Raw genomic sequence first — 17,257 nt, forward strand, 5'->3', positions numbered from 1 at the left:
CCAATAATGACAGCGATCTGGCCCCGGTGGCGGCAGCGGTCAAGCCTTGCGGATGCACAGCCGGCACGCGTGCCGGACCGTGCGGTAACTATTGTCCGCGCGATGCAGTAAACGCGAACTTGTCGCGGACGCGCGTTGCACGTCGCCCAGATCAGTCGCCTGTTCTTAAAGAACACAAACCCGTCGGAATTGAACCGATCTCATTGTCCAAGCGTCGCGTCGGAACGTTTGCGGCAGCGCGCCGCTTCCGGCGATCGTGAGTGCGATCGAGGCGTTTCTCGACGGGGCGGTGGCCTGGGCGGACATCGCGATGCGGTCGCGCTTCCCAACGCTTGCTCGCTGCCGCATGGGGATGTGGTGCAGGCGCCGTATCGCATGCATGTGGCGCATGGCGGGGGATGGCATGACCGACGGAACGACACGACGGACGATGCTCGGCGCGATGGGCGCGACGCTGGCTTTTCCGATGGCGGCCGGACACGCCAGAACGGCGCGAGGTGCGCCGACCCTGATCGTGGGCACCTACGCACGCGAGGGCGGCAAGGGCCTGTACCCGATCGCGGGTAATGGCGATCGGTGGCGGGTCGGGACGCCGGTCGACGGCATCGCGGACGCGTCGTTCGGGATCGGCGGTGGGCCCGGCGGGACGTGGTATCTGGTCCGCGAGCAGGCGCAGGGCGAGGTGTCCGCCTACGCCCCCGGCTGGGTCCGGCGCGCGACGGTATCGAGCGGGGGCGCTGATCCGTGCCACGTCGCGCTCGATCGCCAATCCGCCTGCCTGGCGGTCGCGAACTATTCGAGCGGCAGCGTCGCATTCTTCCCGCTCGACCGGCAGACCGGGGCGCCCGCATCCCCCAGCGTGTTCCGCCATGCCGATGCGGACAGCTTCGCCAGTGCGGGCAAGGATCATGAACGCCAGGAGGCACCGCACGCGCATTGGGTCGGCTTCAGCCCGGACCGTCGCTGGCTGCACGCGGTCGATCTCGGCGCCGATGCGATCTTCGCCTATCGGTTCGATCCGGTGGCGCGTAGCGTCGCGCCGCCGGTGCTCGCGTGGCGTGCGCCGGCAGGGGCGGGGCCGCGGCACATGGCGCGGCATCCCCGGCAGCCGCTGGCCTATGTCGTGTGCGAACTGTCGAACGCGCTGCATACGCTCGATGCGCGCAAGGACGGGATGTTCGTCGGTCGCCACAGACTCTCGACACTGCCCGCCGGGCATCGCGGCGCGTCGCAAGCCGCGCATATCGCGATCGATCGCGCCGGCAGGCGGATCTATGTCTCGAACCGCGGGCATGACAGCATTGCGGTGTTCGCGCTCGATGCGGCCGGCGTGCCGTCGCTTATCCAGCATGTCGCGAGCGGCGGGCATTGGCCGCGTGTCTTCGCACTGCTCGATGACGAGCGGCAGCTGGTCGTCGGCAATGAGCGATCGGGAACGCTCGCGGTGTTCCGGATCGCCGCCGATGGTCGCCTTGCCCCCACCGGCGAGACGCTGTCCGTGCCCGGTGTCGTGTTCCTCGGGCGACCCGGCTAGGCGCGCCGCCGCCTTTGCGAATAGCGCGCAATCTCCTATGTTTGCTGAGAGCGGAAGCCCAATATTGGCGCGCCGGTTGAGAGAAAGGAGTGCCAGTTGGCACACGACGACGATCTTCCGACACTGGCACGGACTGGAATCGAAGGGCTCGATGATATCCTCAATGGCGGGCTGACCCCGGACCGGATGTATCTGGTCGAGGGGACGCCCGGCACCGGCAAGACCACGCTTGGCCTGGGGTTCCTGCTCACCGGCGTCACAGTCGGCGAGGTCGGGCTGTATATCACGCTCGCCGAGACCGAGGTCGAGCTGCGCGCGGTAGCCCGGACGCATGGCTGGTCGCTCGACCCGCTCGTGCTGTTCGAGATGGTGCCCGTGGACGGCTTCAGCGAGGATCACGAACAGACGTTGTTGCACCCGAGCGAGGTCGAGCTCGGCGAGACGATCCGTGACATGATGGCGAAGGTCGACGAGATCCGGCCTTCGCGGATCGTCATCGACAGCTTGTCCGAACTGCGCCTGCTCGCGCAGAGCCCGATCCGCTATCGCCGGCAGATCCTCGCGCTCAAGCACTTTTTCTCGACGCGCGACTGCACCGTGCTGTTCCTCGACGACAAGAGCGGCAGCGGCGGCGACCTCCAGCTGCACAGCATCGCGCACGGCGTCGTTTCGCTCGAGCAGACGCTGTCCGGGTTCGGGGCGCAGCGGCGGCGGCTGCACGTCGTCAAGATGCGCGGTGTCCGCTATCGCGGCGGCTATCATGATTTCGAGATCGAGCGGGGCGGGCTGCGAGTCTATCCCCGGCTGGTCGCGTCGGAGCATAGCGCACCCTATTCCGACGAGGCGATGTCGACCGGGTCGAGCGAACTCGATGCGCTTCTGGGCGGCGGCCTGATCCCCGGCACCGCCACGCTGCTGACCGGCCCCGCGGGCGTCGGCAAGACCACCGCCTCGGTGCAGAGCATGATCGCCGCGCTCAAGCGCGGCGATCGCGCCGCCTACTTCCTGTTCGACGAGCGACTGCCGACGTTGCTCAAGCGCAGCGCGGCGCTGGGGATGGACCTGGCACCGTTCGTCGACAGCGGCCAGCTGGCATTGCGCGCCATCGATCCTGCCGAAATGTCGCCAGGGGAGTTTTCGAACGCGGTCCGTGCCGCGGTCGAAGTGCACGGCGCCAAGGTCGTCGTGATCGACAGCCTCAACGCGTATCTGCAGGCGATGCCGAACGAACAGTTCCTCGTCCTGCAGATGCACGAGATGCTCACCTATCTAGGCCAGAAGGGGATCGTCAGCCTGCTGATCCTCGGGCTGCACGGGATCACGGGCGATATCCGGTCCGATGTCGACCTGAGCTATCTGTCCGACACGATCGTCCAGCTGCGCTATTTCGAGGCGCATGGCGAAGTCCGCCAGGCGATTTCGGTGATCAAGACCCGCACCGCGCGGCACGAAAGGACGATCCGGGAGTTCCAGATCGGTAGCAGTGGATTGCATGTCGGCGAACCACTGCGGCAATTCCAGGGCGTCCTGGCTGGCGTACCGACATTCTCCGGTGAAGGAACGACGTTGATGACGAGCCGGATCAGGACCGAGGACCTACAGCGCTAGCATGCAGGACCGCGTGCTTATCCTAGCCCCGCGTGGCCGCGACGCGGCGATCGCGGCGGACCTGCTGTCGCGCAATGCGATCGTCGCGACGATCTGCGCCGACCAGGCCGCGCTGGTCCTCGCGTTGCACGATGGGGCGGGCGCAGTGATGCTCACTGAGGAGGCACTGACGGCGGAGGATTCATCCGCGCTGACCGACTGGGTCGCAGCGCAGCCGGGCTGGGCGGATATCCCATTCGTGGTGCTCGCCAACGGTACCCGCACGCCGCGCACACTGCGCGCGACCGAAAGGCTGCGCGACCTGGGCAGCGTCGTGCTGCTCGAACGGCCGCTGCATGCCGAGGCTATGCTCGGCGCGATCCGTTCCGCGCTGACCGCGCGCGGCCGGCAATATGAACTGCGCGACGTCGCGGTGACGCTGGAACGCGCGGTCGAGGATCGCACCGCGGAACTCCGGCTGGCGCGCGAGAGCCTCGAAATCGCACTCGACGCGGCCGGGATGGGCAGCTGGGATTTCGACCTGAAGACTGGCGAGACTCGCCGGACCCAGCGGCACGACGATATCTTCGGCTATCCGCAGGGTGCCGCACGGTGGAATCTCGAGACCTTCCTGGACCATGTCGATCCGCGGCAACGTGCGGAGGTGAAGCGCGCGGTGGACGAGGCGTGGCGGGTCGGGACGCTCGATCTCGAATGCAGCATCGACGCGGCGGACGGCGTCAGGCGCTGGGTCGTCCTCAAGGGGCGCGTCCGCCATGACGACAGCGGCACCGCGGTACGGATGTCGGGCGTGATCTCCGACGTGACCGACCGCAAGGAAGCCGATGCTCAGCTTGCCCAGGCGCAGAAGATGGATGCGATCGGTCAGCTGACCGGCGGCGTCGCGCATGATTTCAACAATCTGCTGACTCCGATCGTCGGCAGCCTCGACCTGATGCGGCGGCGGCACAAGGACGACGAGCGGACGCAGCGGATGATCGGCGGCGCGCTCCAGGCGGCCGAGCGCGCGGCGACGCTGACCCAGCGCCTGCTCGCCTTTGCGCGACGGCAGGCGTTGCAGCCGCGCGCAGTCGATATCGGTGCGCTGATCGACGGGCTGGTCGATCTGATCCGCCGCTCGCTCGGCCCGTCGATCACCGTCGTGCTGGAGGTGCCGCGGCATCTGTCCTCGGCCCGCGTCGATCCGAACCAGCTCGAACTCGCGTTGCTCAACCTGGCGATCAATGCGCGCGATGCGATGCCGGGGGGCGGGCGCCTGACGCTGTCGGTCGGTGAATCGGTGGTCGACGATCGCAACACGGTCGGCCTGCCGGCGGGCAGCTATATCCGGCTGACCGCGGCCGATACGGGGATCGGGATGGACCGCGCGACGCTGGCGCGCGCGACCGAGCCGTTCTTCTCGACCAAGGGCGTGGGCAAGGGCACCGGGCTCGGCCTGTCGATGGTTCACGGTCTCGCCGCGCAATCGGGCGGGACGCTGCGGCTGACGAGCGAGCCGGGGGCGGGAACCGCGGTCGAACTCTGGTTGCCCGCAACGTCCGAGACGCCCGTCGACATGGTCGAGAGCGCGTCGGAACCCGTGCCTGCGCGACACGGCGCGAAGGTGCTGCTGGTCGATGACGAGGATGTCGTGCGCGCCGCGACCGCGGACATGCTGCGCGACATCGGCTATGTCGTGATAGAGATGTCGTCGGCGAGCCAGGCCCTGTCGGCGATCCGGTCGGGCGTCGATGCCGACATCGTGGTGACCGACTATCTGATGCCGGGGATGACCGGCGGCCAGTTGATCGGCGAGCTGCGCGCATCGGGCAACCGCACGCCCGCGTTGTTGGTGACCGGCTATGCCGCGGCGGGCGAGGACGTCCCTGACGACGTCATCCGGCTCGCCAAGCCGTTTCGCCAGGTCGATCTCGCCGCGCGCGTCGACGAACTGCTGCGCCAGTCCCCTGCGGGGCGGCCAAAACTGCGCGCGGTCGACTAGGGCTCAGCGCATCATCCGTGCGATCGTCTTCGCCGCCGCCGCGCCATAGGGCGGCTTGAGCCCGGCGAGCTTGGCGATGTCGAGCTTCGATTGCTTGAAGACCGCCCGCGCGTGACTAAACGTGCGGAAGCCCTCGATGCCGTGATAGGCGCCCATCCCCGACGGACCGCTGCCGCCAAACGGGAGATCCTCCATCGAGATGTGGAAGATCACGTCGTCGAGCGTCACCCCGCCCGAGATCGTCCGGTCGAGCACGCGGCGGCGTTCGCCCTCGTCGGTGCCGAAATAATAGAGGCCGAGCGGGCGGTCGCGGCGGTTCACCTGCGCGATCGCGTCGTCGATCCCGTCATAGCGGCGGATCGGCAGGACGGGGCCGAAGATCTCCTCCTGCATCACGATCATGTCGTCGGTCGCGTCGCGGACGATGTGCAGCGGCATCTTCCGCGAGTTCGCGCTGCCGAAATCCTCGTTCGCTGGGTTCACGACCTCGACCGTCGCGCCCTTCGCGCGCGCGTCGGCGATCCAGTCGGTGAGGCGCTGGTGATGCCGATCGTTGACGACCGAGGTGTAGTCGGCATTGGCGAGCAGCGTCGGGTACATCGCGCTCGCCGCCGCCTTGATGCCGTCCACGACCTTGGCCTCGTCCGCCGCTGGGACGAGCATGTAATCGGGCGCAAGGCAGATCTGCCCGGCGTTCATCATCTTGCCGAGCGTCACGCGTTCGGTCGCGCGCGCGATATCCGCCGATGCGCCGAGGATGACGGGGGACTTGCCGCCGAGCTCGAGCGTGACGGGCGTCAGATTGTCCGCGGCGGCGTGGAGGATGTGGCGGCCGATCGCGGTCGCGCCGGTGAAGATGAGATGATCGAACGGCAACGCGGCGAACGCCTTGCCGACGTCCGGACCGCCGGTGACGATCGCGACTTCCTCCGGCGCGAAATAGCGGCCGACGATCTCCTCGAACAGCGCGGCGGTGGCGGGGGTGTATTCGCTCGTCTTCGCCATCGCGCGATTGCCCGCGGCGAGCACGCCCGCGAGCGGCGCCATCAGCAGGTTCACCGGGAAATTCCACGGCGCGATGATGCCGACCACGCCCTTGGGCTGATATTCGACCCACGCCTTCGCGCCGAGCAGCCCGAGCGGGAACTGCACCGGCCGGCGGTCGCGCTGCATCCAGCGGTCGAGATGCTTGGCGGCATGCGCGATCGGCGCGAGCGACGCGCCGATATCGGTCATCATCGTCTGTTCGCGGCTGCGATGACCGAAATCCTCCGACACCGCGTCGCAGAACCGTGTGGCATTGTCCTTCACCATCGCCGCCGCGCGCTTCAGCCGATCGAGGCGGACGGCGCGGGTGACGGGGAGGTCCGCCATGAACGCGTCACGCTGGGCGGTGAGGATGGTGTGCATGTGGGGCATTCGGGCATCCCAATATATATAGGTCGGATAGCTTCAACAGCATCAGTTTCAATCCGTGGGGTCGGGCGGCGCATACTGATGGACGAACCTGAGCGTGAAGCCTGTTTCGCCGGCAGCGCGTCGTTTCGGATCGCTTACGCTCTGCTCGAAGAAAAACAGCGACTCCTGCGTTTTATCCGGAAGAGTGCGGGCCTCGCCGACTGCGCGGATATGGATGTCGTTCTGATCGGCTTCCATCGGGTCGATTGGCGAAAACCCGCCAATGGCAGCTTCGTACGTGTTCGCGATAGCGCGGTAAGCATCCATGTTGCCGACGTCGGCCGCACTCCAGCGCACCGAGCACGCATGGAACGGGGGATACTCGATCCACAATGTGGCACCCCCATCATTAAGGTCCCACGCGCGTGCCGGATCGTCCCGCATCGTCACTTTGACGTCGGACTGAGACAGCTCCCGCGCTCCTCGCGCTACCATCATCGCTTCGACGGACTTATCGTCAGGAAAGCGCTTGAGGCAGATATCGTGATACAATTTGGTCAACCGTAGGACGCGCTCGTCTGGCGGCGTAGCGGCGGTCGTCATCAGCAGAGTCAGCAAGATCGACATCGCGTTCCCCGTTTAACCCGGCAGCGTCCTCCCGGAGCAGCGCGGTATTGCCGCCAATCTACACACCCGGATATCCGAAGCGAGATTTTCACGCCCCCACCGGCAGATCCCGAAACGCCTGATCCTTGTCGACGCGCATTTCGCCGGGGAGGCCAAGGACGCGTTCGGCGATGATGTTCTTGAGGATCTCGTCGGTACCGCCGGCGATGCGCAGGCCGGGCGCCCACATCGTCGCGGCGTGGAACGCGCCCTTCAACGGGGTCAGCGCGGGGTCGGATATGATGCCGTATTGATCGCCCGCCTCGACCGCGGTGTTGCCGATCGCCTGCAACTGGTTAGCCGCGACGATCTTGCCGATCGAGCTTTCGGGGCCGGGCACCTGGCCCTTCGACAGCGCGGTGATCGTCCGCATCCGCGTGTTGCGCAGGCCCTCCGATTGCACCCACCAGTCGGCGAGCTGCTGGCGGAACGCGGTGTCCTTGAGCAGCGGGCCGTCCGCGCCGTTCGCCTGCGCTGCAAAGGCTAGGATGTCCTCGGGGCCGACGCCGCCCCCCGTTCCGATCGCGAGCCGTTCGTTCATCAGCGTGAACAGCGCGACCTTCCAGCCGCCGTCGATCGGGCCGAGGCGCTGCGTGTCGGGGATGCGGACGTCGGTGAACCAGACCTCGTTGAAGTTCGAGCCGCCCGACATCTGGTGGATCGGCCGGATCTCGATTCCGGGGGCCTTCAGGTCGAGCCAGAACATCGTCAGGCCCTGATGCTTGGGCACGTCGGGGTTGGTGCGTACGAGGACGATCCCGTAATCGCTGTAATGCGCGCCCGAGGTCCACACCTTTTGGCCGTTGACCACCCAGTCGTCGCCGTCACGCACCGCGCGCGTGCGGATCGCGGCGACGTCGGAGCCGCCGGCGGGTTCGGAGAAGAGCTGCGACCAGATCTCGTCGCCGCGGACCGCGGGGCCGACGAACCGCGTCTTGGTCGCGTCGTCGGCATAGGCCATCACGGTCGGCACGCACATGCCGAGCCCGATCGTGAAATAGCCGCCATCGACCGCGTGGCGCGCCTCCTCCTGCCCGAAGATGACGCTCTCGATGGGCGTGCCGCCGCCGCCGCCCCATTCGCGCGGCCAGGTAATGCAGGCATAGCCGCCCTTAGCCTTGCGCGCCTGCCACGCCTTCGCCTTGGCCATGTCGTCGGGATAGTGGCCCGCCTCATGCTCGGCGATGTTCGCGTCGAGCCAGCGTCGGGCGGTGGCGCGGTAGGTGGCTTCGTCGTCGCTGTCCTTGAAATCCATATACTGCTCCGATCAGGCCGCGTTGCGCATTTCGAGTTGACCGACGATTCGTTCGCGCCAGGCCGCGGGGGCGCCGGCGACGAGCGCGAGCTGGCGCGAGCGGCGGTAATAGAGGTGGCAGTCGGACTCCCAGGTAAAGCCCATCCCGCCATGCGTCTGGATATTCTCCTTCGACGCGAACCAATAGGCGTCGGACGCGGCGACACGCGCGGTGGCGGCGGCGAGCGGCAGTTCGGCGGCGCCTGCGTTGAGCGCCCATGCGCCGTAATAGGCGTTCGAGCGCGCGAGTTCGGTCTTCACATACATGTCGGCGAGCTTGTGCTTGATTGCCTGATACCCGCCGATCTGCCGCCCGAACGCATAGCGATCGAGCGCATAGCCCTTCGCCATCTCAAGGCAGCGATCCGCGCCGCCGAGCTGTTCGAACGCAAGCAGGACGGCCGCGCGGTCGAACACCGCCTGCATCGCGGTGATGCCGTCGTCGGTGCCCAGCCGTTCGCAGGGGGCGTCGGTGAAGGTGAGGCGTGCGGCGCTGCGAGTCGGGTCGAGCGTTTCGAGCACTTCGATGGCGACGCCAGCGCCCTTCTCGACGAGGTAGAGCCCGTCGCGCGCGAGGACGACGATCAGGTCGGCGACGTCGCCGTCGGTGACGGGGATCTTCTCGCCCGTCAGCGTGCGGCCGGAAACGGTGGTGCGGATCGACCGCGCGGTGACCGGGCCCGCGCCCTCGGACGTCGCGAACGCGCCGATGACGTCGCCCGCGGCGATCCGGGGCAGCCACTTCACCTTCTGCGTGTCGCTGCCGTACAGCATCAGCGCCTCGGCGACAAAATACACGGTCGAGGCGAACGGGATCGGCGCGCAGGCCCGGCCCAGTTCCTCGGCGATCGCGCAGAGTTCGATATGGCCGAGCCCGAGCCCGCCTAACTCCTCGGGGATCGCCGCGCCGAGCCAGCCCTGCGCGCCGACCGCCTTCCACAATGCTGCGTCATAGGCGGTGCCGGGATCGTCGAGCACCGCGCGGACGCGGTCGCTGCCGCACTGCGCGGCGAGGAACTTGCGCGCCTCGTCCTTCAGGAATTTCTGGTCGTCGGAATAATCGAAGTTCATGCAGGGTCCTTCGCATGCGCCCAATATTCGTCGCGGAGCAGGCGCTTGTAGAGCTTGCCCGTCTCGTGCCGCGGCAACGCGTCGCGAAAGTCGATGCGGCGCGGCGCCTTGACGTGGCTGAGGTTGGCGCGCGTAAACGCGCTGAGTTCGGCGGCGAGCTGCTCGCGGTTCTCGGACGGATCGGCGGGGCAGACGATCGCGACGACGCGCTCGCCCATCTCGTCGTCGGGCGCACCGATCACCGCCACGTCGGCGACCTTGGGATGCGTGACGAGCAGATTCTCGATCTCGGCCGGATAGATGTTCACGCCGCCCGAGATGATCATGAAGCTCTTGCGGTCGGTGAGGTAGAGATAGCCCTCCTCGTCGAGCCAGCCGACATCGCCGAGCGTCGTCCAGCCCTGCGCGTTGGCGGCCTCCGCGGTCCGTTCGGGATCCTTGTGATATTCGAACGCGCCGCCGCCCGCGAAATACACGTCGCCTTCGGTGCGCGGCGGCAGCGCGGTGCCGTCCTCGTCGCAGATCATCGTCTGCGCGGTCAGGTTGCGGCCGACCGAGCCCTTGTGCGTCAGCCATTCCGCGCTGGAGATCGCGCAGAACCCATTGCCTTCGGTGCCCGCATAATATTCTCCGATGATCGGGCCCCACCAGTCGATCATCGCCTGCTTGACCGGAATCGGGCAGGGGGCGGCGGCGTGCCAGACCGCCTTCAGCGACGACACGTCGTAACGCGCGCGGATATCTGGCGGAAGTTTGAGCAACCGGATGAAGTGCGTCGGCACCCATTGCGCGTGCGTGACCCGGTAGCGTTCGATCGCGGCGAGTGCGGCTTCCGGGTCGAAATGCTCCATCACGACGACCGTGCCGCCGACCTGCTGCACCGCCATCGACCAGCGCAGCGGCGCGGCGTGATAGAGTGGCGCGGGCGAGAGATAGACCATCTCGGGCGTGAAGCCGTACAGCCCCTTGCCGAGCATCACGAGCGGCGAGACGTTGGTCCCGAACGGCTCGTCCGACAGCGCGTGCTTGACGCCCTTCGGCTTGCCGGTGGTGCCCGACGAATAGAGCAGGATACCGCCGGGCGACGGGTCGGCGATCGGCGTGGCCGGCATCGCATCGCGCGCGGCCTCGTACGCGTCATAGCCGTCGATCGCACCGTCGACCATGTAGCGGCGGACGTCGGGAAGCAGGGGAACGAGTCCCGCCGCGACCCCGGCGCATCCCCGGCTCGCGATCAGCACGCGGCAATCGCCGTCGTCGATGATGTACGCCGCCTCGCCCGCGGTCAGCTTTGACGACAGGCACGTGCAATAGACACCGGTACGCTCGGCGGCCCACATCACCTCGAGATAGCGCGGCGAATTGTCCACCAGCACCGCGATGCCGTCGCCACGCTTAAGCCCGAGCGACCGGAGCAGATGCGCGCCCTGGTTCGCGCGTGCGTCGAGGTCGCGATACGTCACCGTCTCGCCCGTCGCCGCCATGATGTAGGCGGGCTTGTCGGGGGTGGTCAGCGCGTGCGCGACCGGATGCATCAGACGCGCTCGATGATGATCGCCGGCGCCATCCCGCCGCCCGCACACATCGTCACGAGCCCACGCTTCAGGTCGCGGCGTTCGAGCTCGTCGAGGATCGTCCCGATCAGGATCGCGCCGGTCGCGCCGATCGGATGGCCGAGCGCGATCGAGCCGCCATTGACGTTCACCTTGTCGCGGTCGAGCTTTAGGTCACGGATGAACTTCTCGGCGACCACCGCGAACGCCTCGTTGATCTCCCACAGGTCGATGTCGTCGACGGTCAGCCCGGCCTTCGCCAGCACCTTCCGCGCAGCGGGGACGGGGGCGTTAAGCATCAGCGTCGGATCGTCGCCCATGTTCGCCATCGCGACGATCCGCGCGCGGGGTTTCAGGCCATGCTTGGCGGCATAATCGGCGCTGGCGAGCAGGATCGCGGCGGCGCCGTCGACCACGCCCGACGAATTGCCGGCGTGATGGACGTGCGCGATCTCCAGGTCGGGATAGCGGCGGTTGATCTGCTTGCGGAAGGTCGTGCCCTTGTCGTCGAGCGGCACGTCGGCAATCCCGGCGAACGAAGGACGCAGCGCGGCAAGACCCTCGGCGGTCGTATCGGGGCGGGGATATTCGTCCTTTTCGAGGACCAGCGCGCCGGTAGCGTCGGTGACGGGAACGAGGCTGCGATCGAACCGCCCTTCGGCGATCGCCACCGCCGCGCGGCGCTGGCTTTCCAGACCGAGCGCTTCGAGCGTCTGGCGATCGATTCCCTCGATGCTGGCGATTGCGTCGGCGCAGATGCCCTGGTTCGATTGCGGGTGCGCCGCGTCGAGCCTGGCGTTGCCCGATCCGATCCCCAGCGGTCGTTTGCCCGCCGCCATGTCGTCCTGCATCATCGTCGTGGTCAGCGACATCATCTCGGTGCCGCCGGCGATGACGAGGTCCTCCATCCCGCTCATGATCTGCGCCGCGGCGAAGTTCACCGCGGTGATCCCGCCGCCGCAGAACCGGTCGAGCGTCGTCCCGCTCGCCTTCACGTCGTACCCCGCGTCGAGCGCCGCCATCCGGCCGAGATCGCCGCTCTGTTCGCCGCGCTGAGTCGATGTCGACCAGATGATGTCGTCGATATCGCCGGTATCGAGATCGTTGCGCTCGGCGATCGCCTTGAGCACGGTCGCCGCGAGGTGTTGCGGGTGCATATGGGCGAGTGCGCCCTTACCCGTCTTGCCGATCCCGCGTGGGGTACGGACGGCGTCGATGATGAATGCCTCGGCCACATCGCTCTCCTGTTGCACCCGCCGGTCTGCTCCGATCGTAGTGCCTGATGCCGGATTGCATCCGGCTTCGTTGCGACGTAACATTCGTTATGGGGGTTGGCTTGTCAAGCATGGTATTGATGGAATCGGTGGCGGTGCCGCGGGGCGATCTGGCGCCGCGCGATTGGTTGGAGATCGGGCTGTCGTCGCTCAAGACGGGCGGGTTACGCGCGCTGAAACTGCGCAGCCTAGCGCTGGCCCTTGGCGCGTCGACCGGAAGCTTCTATCATCATTTCAAGGATTTCGACGGCTATCACGCGGCGCTCGCGGGGTATTTCGTCGAGGCGCATATCGATCCGCTGGTCGCAACGCTTACCGAGTCGGACTTGCCGCCGGTCGAGCGGATCCGCGCGTTCGCCGATCATGTCCGCGACCACGACATGGCGCAGCTCGCTTTGGCGATGCGCGCCTGGGCGCGGAGCGACGCGCGTGCCGCGGCGGCGATCCGCGCGCATGACGACAAGGTGATGGCGTTTCTCGTCGAGCAGTTGGCCGCGCACGGGTTCGACCCGGTCGAAGCCGGAATTCGTGCCTATGCTTTGCTCGCGATCGGTCTCAGCGAAGTGCATCCGGACGAGGCGATCGACCGCGACGTGCTGCGCCGCGGGTTGCTAACGCTGCTGTGCGAGCGCTAGCCTGATACCAGACCGCGACTCCGTGGAAAAAGCGGAGCGCGAACAGGAGGATGTGGGCATGCAGACGTATGACTATGTGATCATCGGCGCGGGCTCGGCCGGCTGCGTGCTCGCCGCCCGGCTCACCGAGGACCCCGATGTGACGGTGCTGCTGCTCGAGGCGGGCGGGCGCAACGACGGTGTGCTGGTGCGGATGCCCGCGGGGGTCGGCGAACTCATCAAGAGCAAGAATGCGAGCAACTGGGGCTTTTCGACCGAGCCCGAGCCGCATCTCGACAACCGCCGTCTGTGGTGGCCGCGCGGCAAGGGGCTGGGCGGCAGCTCGTCGATCAACGGCATGATCTACACGCGGGGCCATCCGCAGGATTATGACGAATGGCGGCAGATGGGGCTGCCGGGATGGTCGTTCGACGACGTGCTGCCCTATTTCAAGCGACTCGAAGGGCATCATCGCGGCGACTGTGACCTGCACGGCGGCGGCGGGCCGCTGACGATCTCCGGCGGCGAGTCCGACAGCCCGTTCTACGACGCGCTGGTCGAGGCGGGGCGGCAGGCGGGCTATCCCGTCACCGAGGATTTCAACGGCACGAGCCAGGAGGGGTTTGGGCGCTACGACCTGACCGTTGCGGACGGGAAGCGGTGGAGCACGGCGGCGGCGTATCTGCGGCCGGTGCTGGCGCGGCGCAACCTGACCTGCGTGACGGGTGCACGGACGACGCGGATACGGATCGACAAGGGACGCGCGGTCGGCGTCGACTATGTGCTCGACAAGGGCGGGCGGGCGGAGAGCGTTATGGCGACGCGCGAGGTGCTATTGTGCGCCGGCGCGGTGCAGTCGCCGCAGATCCTCCAGCTGTCCGGAATCGGCGATCCCGACCGGCTGACCGCGGCGGGGATCGGCGTGGTCCACGCGCTCCCCGGCGTGGGCGAGAATCTGCAGGATCATCTCGACGTCGTGATGAACTGGACGTCGCGCGGGCTGCGCACCGGCTATGCGATCACCAAGGGTATCTCGATGCTCGGCGTGGGGCTCAACTACATGCTCCGCGGCAAGGGGGCGGGGCGGCAGCAATTCCTCGAGGCGGGCGCGTTCGTGTCGTCGCGCGAGGGGCTGTCGCGCCCCGACGTCCAGATCCACGCGGTGCTCGCGATCATGCAGGATCACGGCAAGGTCAAGGCGACCGCGGATGGCTTCACGCTGCATCTGTGCCAGTTGCGGCCGGAAAGCCGGGGGCGGATCGGGGTCGCCTCGGCGGATCCGTTCGCCGATCCGGTGATCGTCGCCAACTATCTTGCGACCGCGGAGGATCGCCGGGTGATGCGCGCCTGTATCGGCATCGGTCGCGACGTCGCGCGGCAGGCGGCGCTCGATCCGTATCGTGTCGCGGAAGTGTCGCCGGGCGAGGACGTGCGGACCGACGACGAGATCGACGCCTGGGTGCGGCGGACCGCGGAGACGATCTACCACCCGGTGGGGACGTGCAAGATGGGCACCGCGGACGACGCGCTGGCAGTGGTCGATACGACGCTGGCGGTGCGCGGGCTGCAGGGGTTGCGGGTCGTGGATGCATCGGTGATGCCGACGCTGATCGGATCGAACACCAACGCGCCGACGATCATGATCGCGGAAAAGGCGGCGGACATGATCCGGGGTCGGCACCTGGCGCGGGCTGCCTGAGGAGCGCGCGACCGCTTGAACTACAAGGCTACCGCCCCGGCGGAGGCCGGGGCCCAGTTGGGGAACGGTGCTAACGAAGGACCGCGCTTCGTTACGCCGACCTTTCCAACTGGGCCCCGGCCTCCGCCGGGGTGGTGGGGGCGTCGCGCGATGGGGACCTCCGCCATCCCCCTGCTCCCGTCATCCTGACGAAAGTCAGGATCTAGGATCACAAGCGACGGCGATAGCGGCTCTGGATCCTGACTTTCGTCAGGATGACGGTGGGGCGGAATGGGCGGCTCGGCCCGCCGTTACCGCGGCGCCATCCGGATCGCGCCGTCCAGCCGCACGTCCTCGCCGTTGAAATACCCACACTCGATCATCGTCAGCGCGAGCGCCGCGAACTCCTCCGGCCGCCCCAACCGCTTGGGAAACGGCACCGACGCCGCCAGCGCATCGCGCACCGGCTGCGGTGCCGCGGCCAGCAACGGCGTGTCGAAGATCCCCGGCAGGATCGTGTTCACCCGGATCCCCTCGCTCATCAGGTCGCGCGCGATCGGCAAGGTCATGCCGACCACCCCCGCCTTCGACGCGGAATAGGCGGCCTGGCCCATCTGGCCATCCTCCGCCGCAGCACTCGCGGTGTTGACGATCGCCCCACGCTCGCCGTCGTCGCCCGGCTCCAGCGTGAGCATCCCCGCCGCCGACTTGGCGATGCAGCGGAACGTGCCGACCAGGTTGATCTGGATGATCCGGTCGAACGCATCGAGCGGGAAATGCTTGATCGATCCGTCCTGCTTCGATCGCCCCGCGGTCTTCGCCGCGTTCCCGGTGCCGGCGCAATTGACCAGGATCCGCTCCTGCCCATGCGCCGCGCGCGCTGCCGCGAACCCCGCGTCGACGCTGTCGTCCGACGTCACGTCGACCTTGCAGAACACCCCGCCAATCTCGTCGGCCAGCGCCTCGCCCTTGTCCGCCTGGAGATCGAAGATCGCGACCTTCACCCCCTTGGCGGCCAGCGCGCGCGCGGTGGCGGCGCCGAGGCCCGACGCGCCGCCGGTCACGACGGCAGCACATTTTGCGAGGTCCATGCATCTCTCCTGTCAAAGCCCCGAGATCCGCGCCCCGGTTGCAGAACAATAGTTATGCCCGTATTCGAGACTTGCCAAGCCGCCATGTCGAACAGGGATCCGACGATGACTGAAGCTGTCCTGGACAATGCCAGCCCGCACTGGCTGCCACGCCAGCCCAAGAGCGCGCTCGATCACATTCCCGGCAACGACGGCTGGCCGATCATCGGCAACACGTTCCGCCTGCTCGCCGACCCCACCGGCTTCGCGCAGCACATGGTCGCGCGGTACGGGCCGGTCTATCGTAACACGGCGCTCGGCGGCACCAGCGTCATGCTGCTCGGGCCCGACGCGAACGAGCTGATCCTGTTCGATCGCGACAAGACTTTCTCGTCCGAGCAGGGCTGGGGGCCGATCCTCAACCTGCTGTTCCCGCGCGGCCTGATGCTGATGGATTTCGAGCAACATCGCGCCGACCGGAAAACGCTGTCGGTCGCGTTCAAGCCAGAGCCGATGCGGCACTACGCCACCGAACTCGATGCGGGAATCGCTACCGCGATCGGCGGCTGGGGCGGGCGGACGGTACGCTTCTACGACGTCGTGAAGACACTCACGCTTGATCTCGCCGCGACCAGTTTCCTCGGCGTTCCGCTGGGGGCGGAGGCGGACCGGATCAACCAGGCGTTCGTCGACGAGGTGCAGGCCAGCGTCTCTCCGATCCGCAAACCCTGGCCGTGCACGCAGATGCGCAAGGGCGTGAAGGCGCGCGCCTATCTCGTCGACTTTTTCGAGCGCGAAATCCCCGCCCGACGCAGCGGCGACGGGCAGGATTTTTTCTCGCAATTCTGTCGTGCGACCGATGACGACGGCGCGCCGCTGACCGCGCTGGCGATCGCCGACCATATGAACTTCCTGATGATGGCCGCGCACGACACGATCACCTCGTCCGCGACCAGCCTCGTCATGCTGCTCGCGCGCAATCCGGACTGGCAGGAGCGATTGCGCGCGGAGGTCGCGACGCTGGATACCGCGCTGCCCCTGACCGAGCAGCTCGATCGCCTCGTCCTCACCGAATATGCGTTCAAGGAATCGCTGCGGATGATGCCGCCGGTGCCGTCGATCCCGCGTCGTGCGCTCAAGCCGTTCCGCTTCGGCGGGTTCGACATCCCGGCGGGGACCAGCGTCGGCGTCGGCATCACCTATACGCACCACATGGCGGAATACTGGCCCGATCCCGATCGGTTCGACCCGCTGCGCTTCACGCCCGAGGCGTCGAAGGGGCGGCACCGGTTCGCTTGGGTGCCGTTCGGCGGCGGCGCGCATATGTGCATCGGGCTGCATTTCGCGACGATGCAGATGCGGCTGCTGATCGCGCATCTGCTGACGCGCTATCGGATCGAGGCGTCGGCGGGCAGCGGCGATGCGTGGCAGGTGTTCCCGATTCCTCGGCCAAAGGACGGCCTGCCGGTGACGTTCGTGCCGCTTGCCACCACGTAATATTATGTCATCTTCGCGC

Annotated in this window: 13 protein-coding genes; 6 read left to right on the forward strand and 7 right to left on the reverse strand. The window is 67.4% G+C overall.

Translation table 11 applies throughout. The features are described from left to right. Window positions 1–403 precede the first annotated feature (403 nt). The 3 genes from C8J26_RS05600 to C8J26_RS05610 all read left to right on the forward strand — a co-directional run bounded on the left by C8J26_RS05600 (window position 404) and on the right by C8J26_RS05610 (window position 5,123). Window positions 404–1,534 (forward strand): lactonase family protein, encoded by a 1,131-nt coding sequence (locus C8J26_RS05600; protein WP_167398782.1) that lies wholly within the window; start codon window positions 404–406, stop codon window positions 1,532–1,534. 96 nt (window positions 1,535–1,630) lie between these two features. After that, window positions 1,631–3,142 carry an ATPase domain-containing protein gene (locus C8J26_RS05605; protein WP_107957116.1) on the forward strand — a complete coding sequence of 504 codons (1,512 nt, stop codon included), beginning with the start codon at window positions 1,631–1,633 and terminating at the stop codon, window positions 3,140–3,142. A 13-nt stretch (window positions 3,143–3,155) separates the two neighbouring features. Continuing rightward, window positions 3,156–5,123: an ATP-binding protein gene (locus C8J26_RS05610; RefSeq protein WP_208631333.1), complete on the forward strand. Its 1,968-nt coding sequence runs from the start codon at window positions 3,156–3,158 to the stop codon at window positions 5,121–5,123. A 3-nt stretch (window positions 5,124–5,126) separates the two neighbouring features. Here the strand turns inward: C8J26_RS05610 and C8J26_RS05615 are convergent, their stop codons facing one another. The 6 genes from C8J26_RS05615 to C8J26_RS05640 all read right to left on the reverse strand — a co-directional run bounded on the left by C8J26_RS05615 (window position 5,127) and on the right by C8J26_RS05640 (window position 12,340). Further along, window positions 5,127–6,533: a coniferyl aldehyde dehydrogenase gene (locus C8J26_RS05615; protein WP_107957118.1), complete on the reverse strand. Its 1,407-nt coding sequence runs from the start codon at window positions 6,531–6,533 to the stop codon at window positions 5,127–5,129. 57 nt (window positions 6,534–6,590) lie between these two features. After that, on the reverse strand, window positions 6,591–7,148 hold the full coding sequence (locus tag C8J26_RS05620) for an NMCC_0638 family (lipo)protein (RefSeq protein ID WP_107957119.1): 558 nt from the start codon (window positions 7,146–7,148) through the stop codon (window positions 6,591–6,593). Window positions 7,149–7,236: 88 nt separating this feature from the next. Further along, window positions 7,237–8,442 (reverse strand): acyl-CoA dehydrogenase family protein, encoded by a 1,206-nt coding sequence (locus C8J26_RS05625; protein ID WP_107957120.1) that lies wholly within the window; start codon window positions 8,440–8,442, stop codon window positions 7,237–7,239. Window positions 8,443–8,454: 12 nt separating this feature from the next. Next, the gene (locus C8J26_RS05630; protein WP_107957121.1) at window positions 8,455–9,552 is read right to left on the reverse strand and encodes an acyl-CoA dehydrogenase family protein; all 1,098 of its coding nucleotides are present in this window, start codon (window positions 9,550–9,552) and stop codon (window positions 8,455–8,457) included. Then, window positions 9,549–11,087, reverse strand: coding sequence for an acyl-CoA synthetase (locus C8J26_RS05635; RefSeq protein ID WP_107957122.1), 1,539 nt, complete (start codon window positions 11,085–11,087; stop codon window positions 9,549–9,551). Before C8J26_RS05635 ends, C8J26_RS05630 begins: the two co-directional genes overlap by 4 nt. Then, a complete protein-coding gene (locus C8J26_RS05640) occupies window positions 11,087–12,340 on the reverse strand; it encodes an acetyl-CoA C-acetyltransferase (protein WP_107957123.1) in 1,254 nt (417 codons plus the stop codon). The genes C8J26_RS05635 and C8J26_RS05640 overlap by 1 nt, the downstream gene beginning before the upstream one ends. A 101-nt stretch (window positions 12,341–12,441) precedes the next feature. Between C8J26_RS05640 and C8J26_RS05645 the strand changes: the two genes are divergently transcribed. Continuing rightward, window positions 12,442–13,014, forward strand: a complete 573-nt coding sequence (locus C8J26_RS05645) for a TetR/AcrR family transcriptional regulator (RefSeq protein WP_208631334.1) — start codon at window positions 12,442–12,444, stop codon at window positions 13,012–13,014. 58 nt (window positions 13,015–13,072) lie between these two features. Next, complete coding sequence (locus C8J26_RS05650; protein WP_167398784.1) at window positions 13,073–14,692, forward strand: choline dehydrogenase; 1,620 nt, start codon at window positions 13,073–13,075, stop codon at window positions 14,690–14,692. Window positions 14,693–14,982: 290 nt separating this feature from the next. Here C8J26_RS05650 and C8J26_RS05655 read toward each other — a convergent pair whose 3' ends face one another. Then, entirely contained in the window at window positions 14,983–15,762 is a 780-nt protein-coding gene (locus C8J26_RS05655) for an SDR family NAD(P)-dependent oxidoreductase (protein ID WP_107957125.1), read from the reverse strand. 105 nt (window positions 15,763–15,867) lie between these two features. Between C8J26_RS05655 and C8J26_RS05660 the strand changes: the two genes are divergently transcribed. Beyond that, window positions 15,868–17,238 carry a cytochrome P450 gene (locus tag C8J26_RS05660; protein WP_244185181.1) on the forward strand — a complete coding sequence of 457 codons (1,371 nt, stop codon included), beginning with the start codon at window positions 15,868–15,870 and terminating at the stop codon, window positions 17,236–17,238. Window positions 17,239–17,257 lie beyond the last annotated feature (19 nt).

This window comes from Sphingomonas aurantiaca, from assembly GCF_003050705.1.
In the GTDB taxonomy this organism is placed as follows: Bacteria; Pseudomonadota; Alphaproteobacteria; order Sphingomonadales; family Sphingomonadaceae; genus Sphingomonas; species Sphingomonas aurantiaca.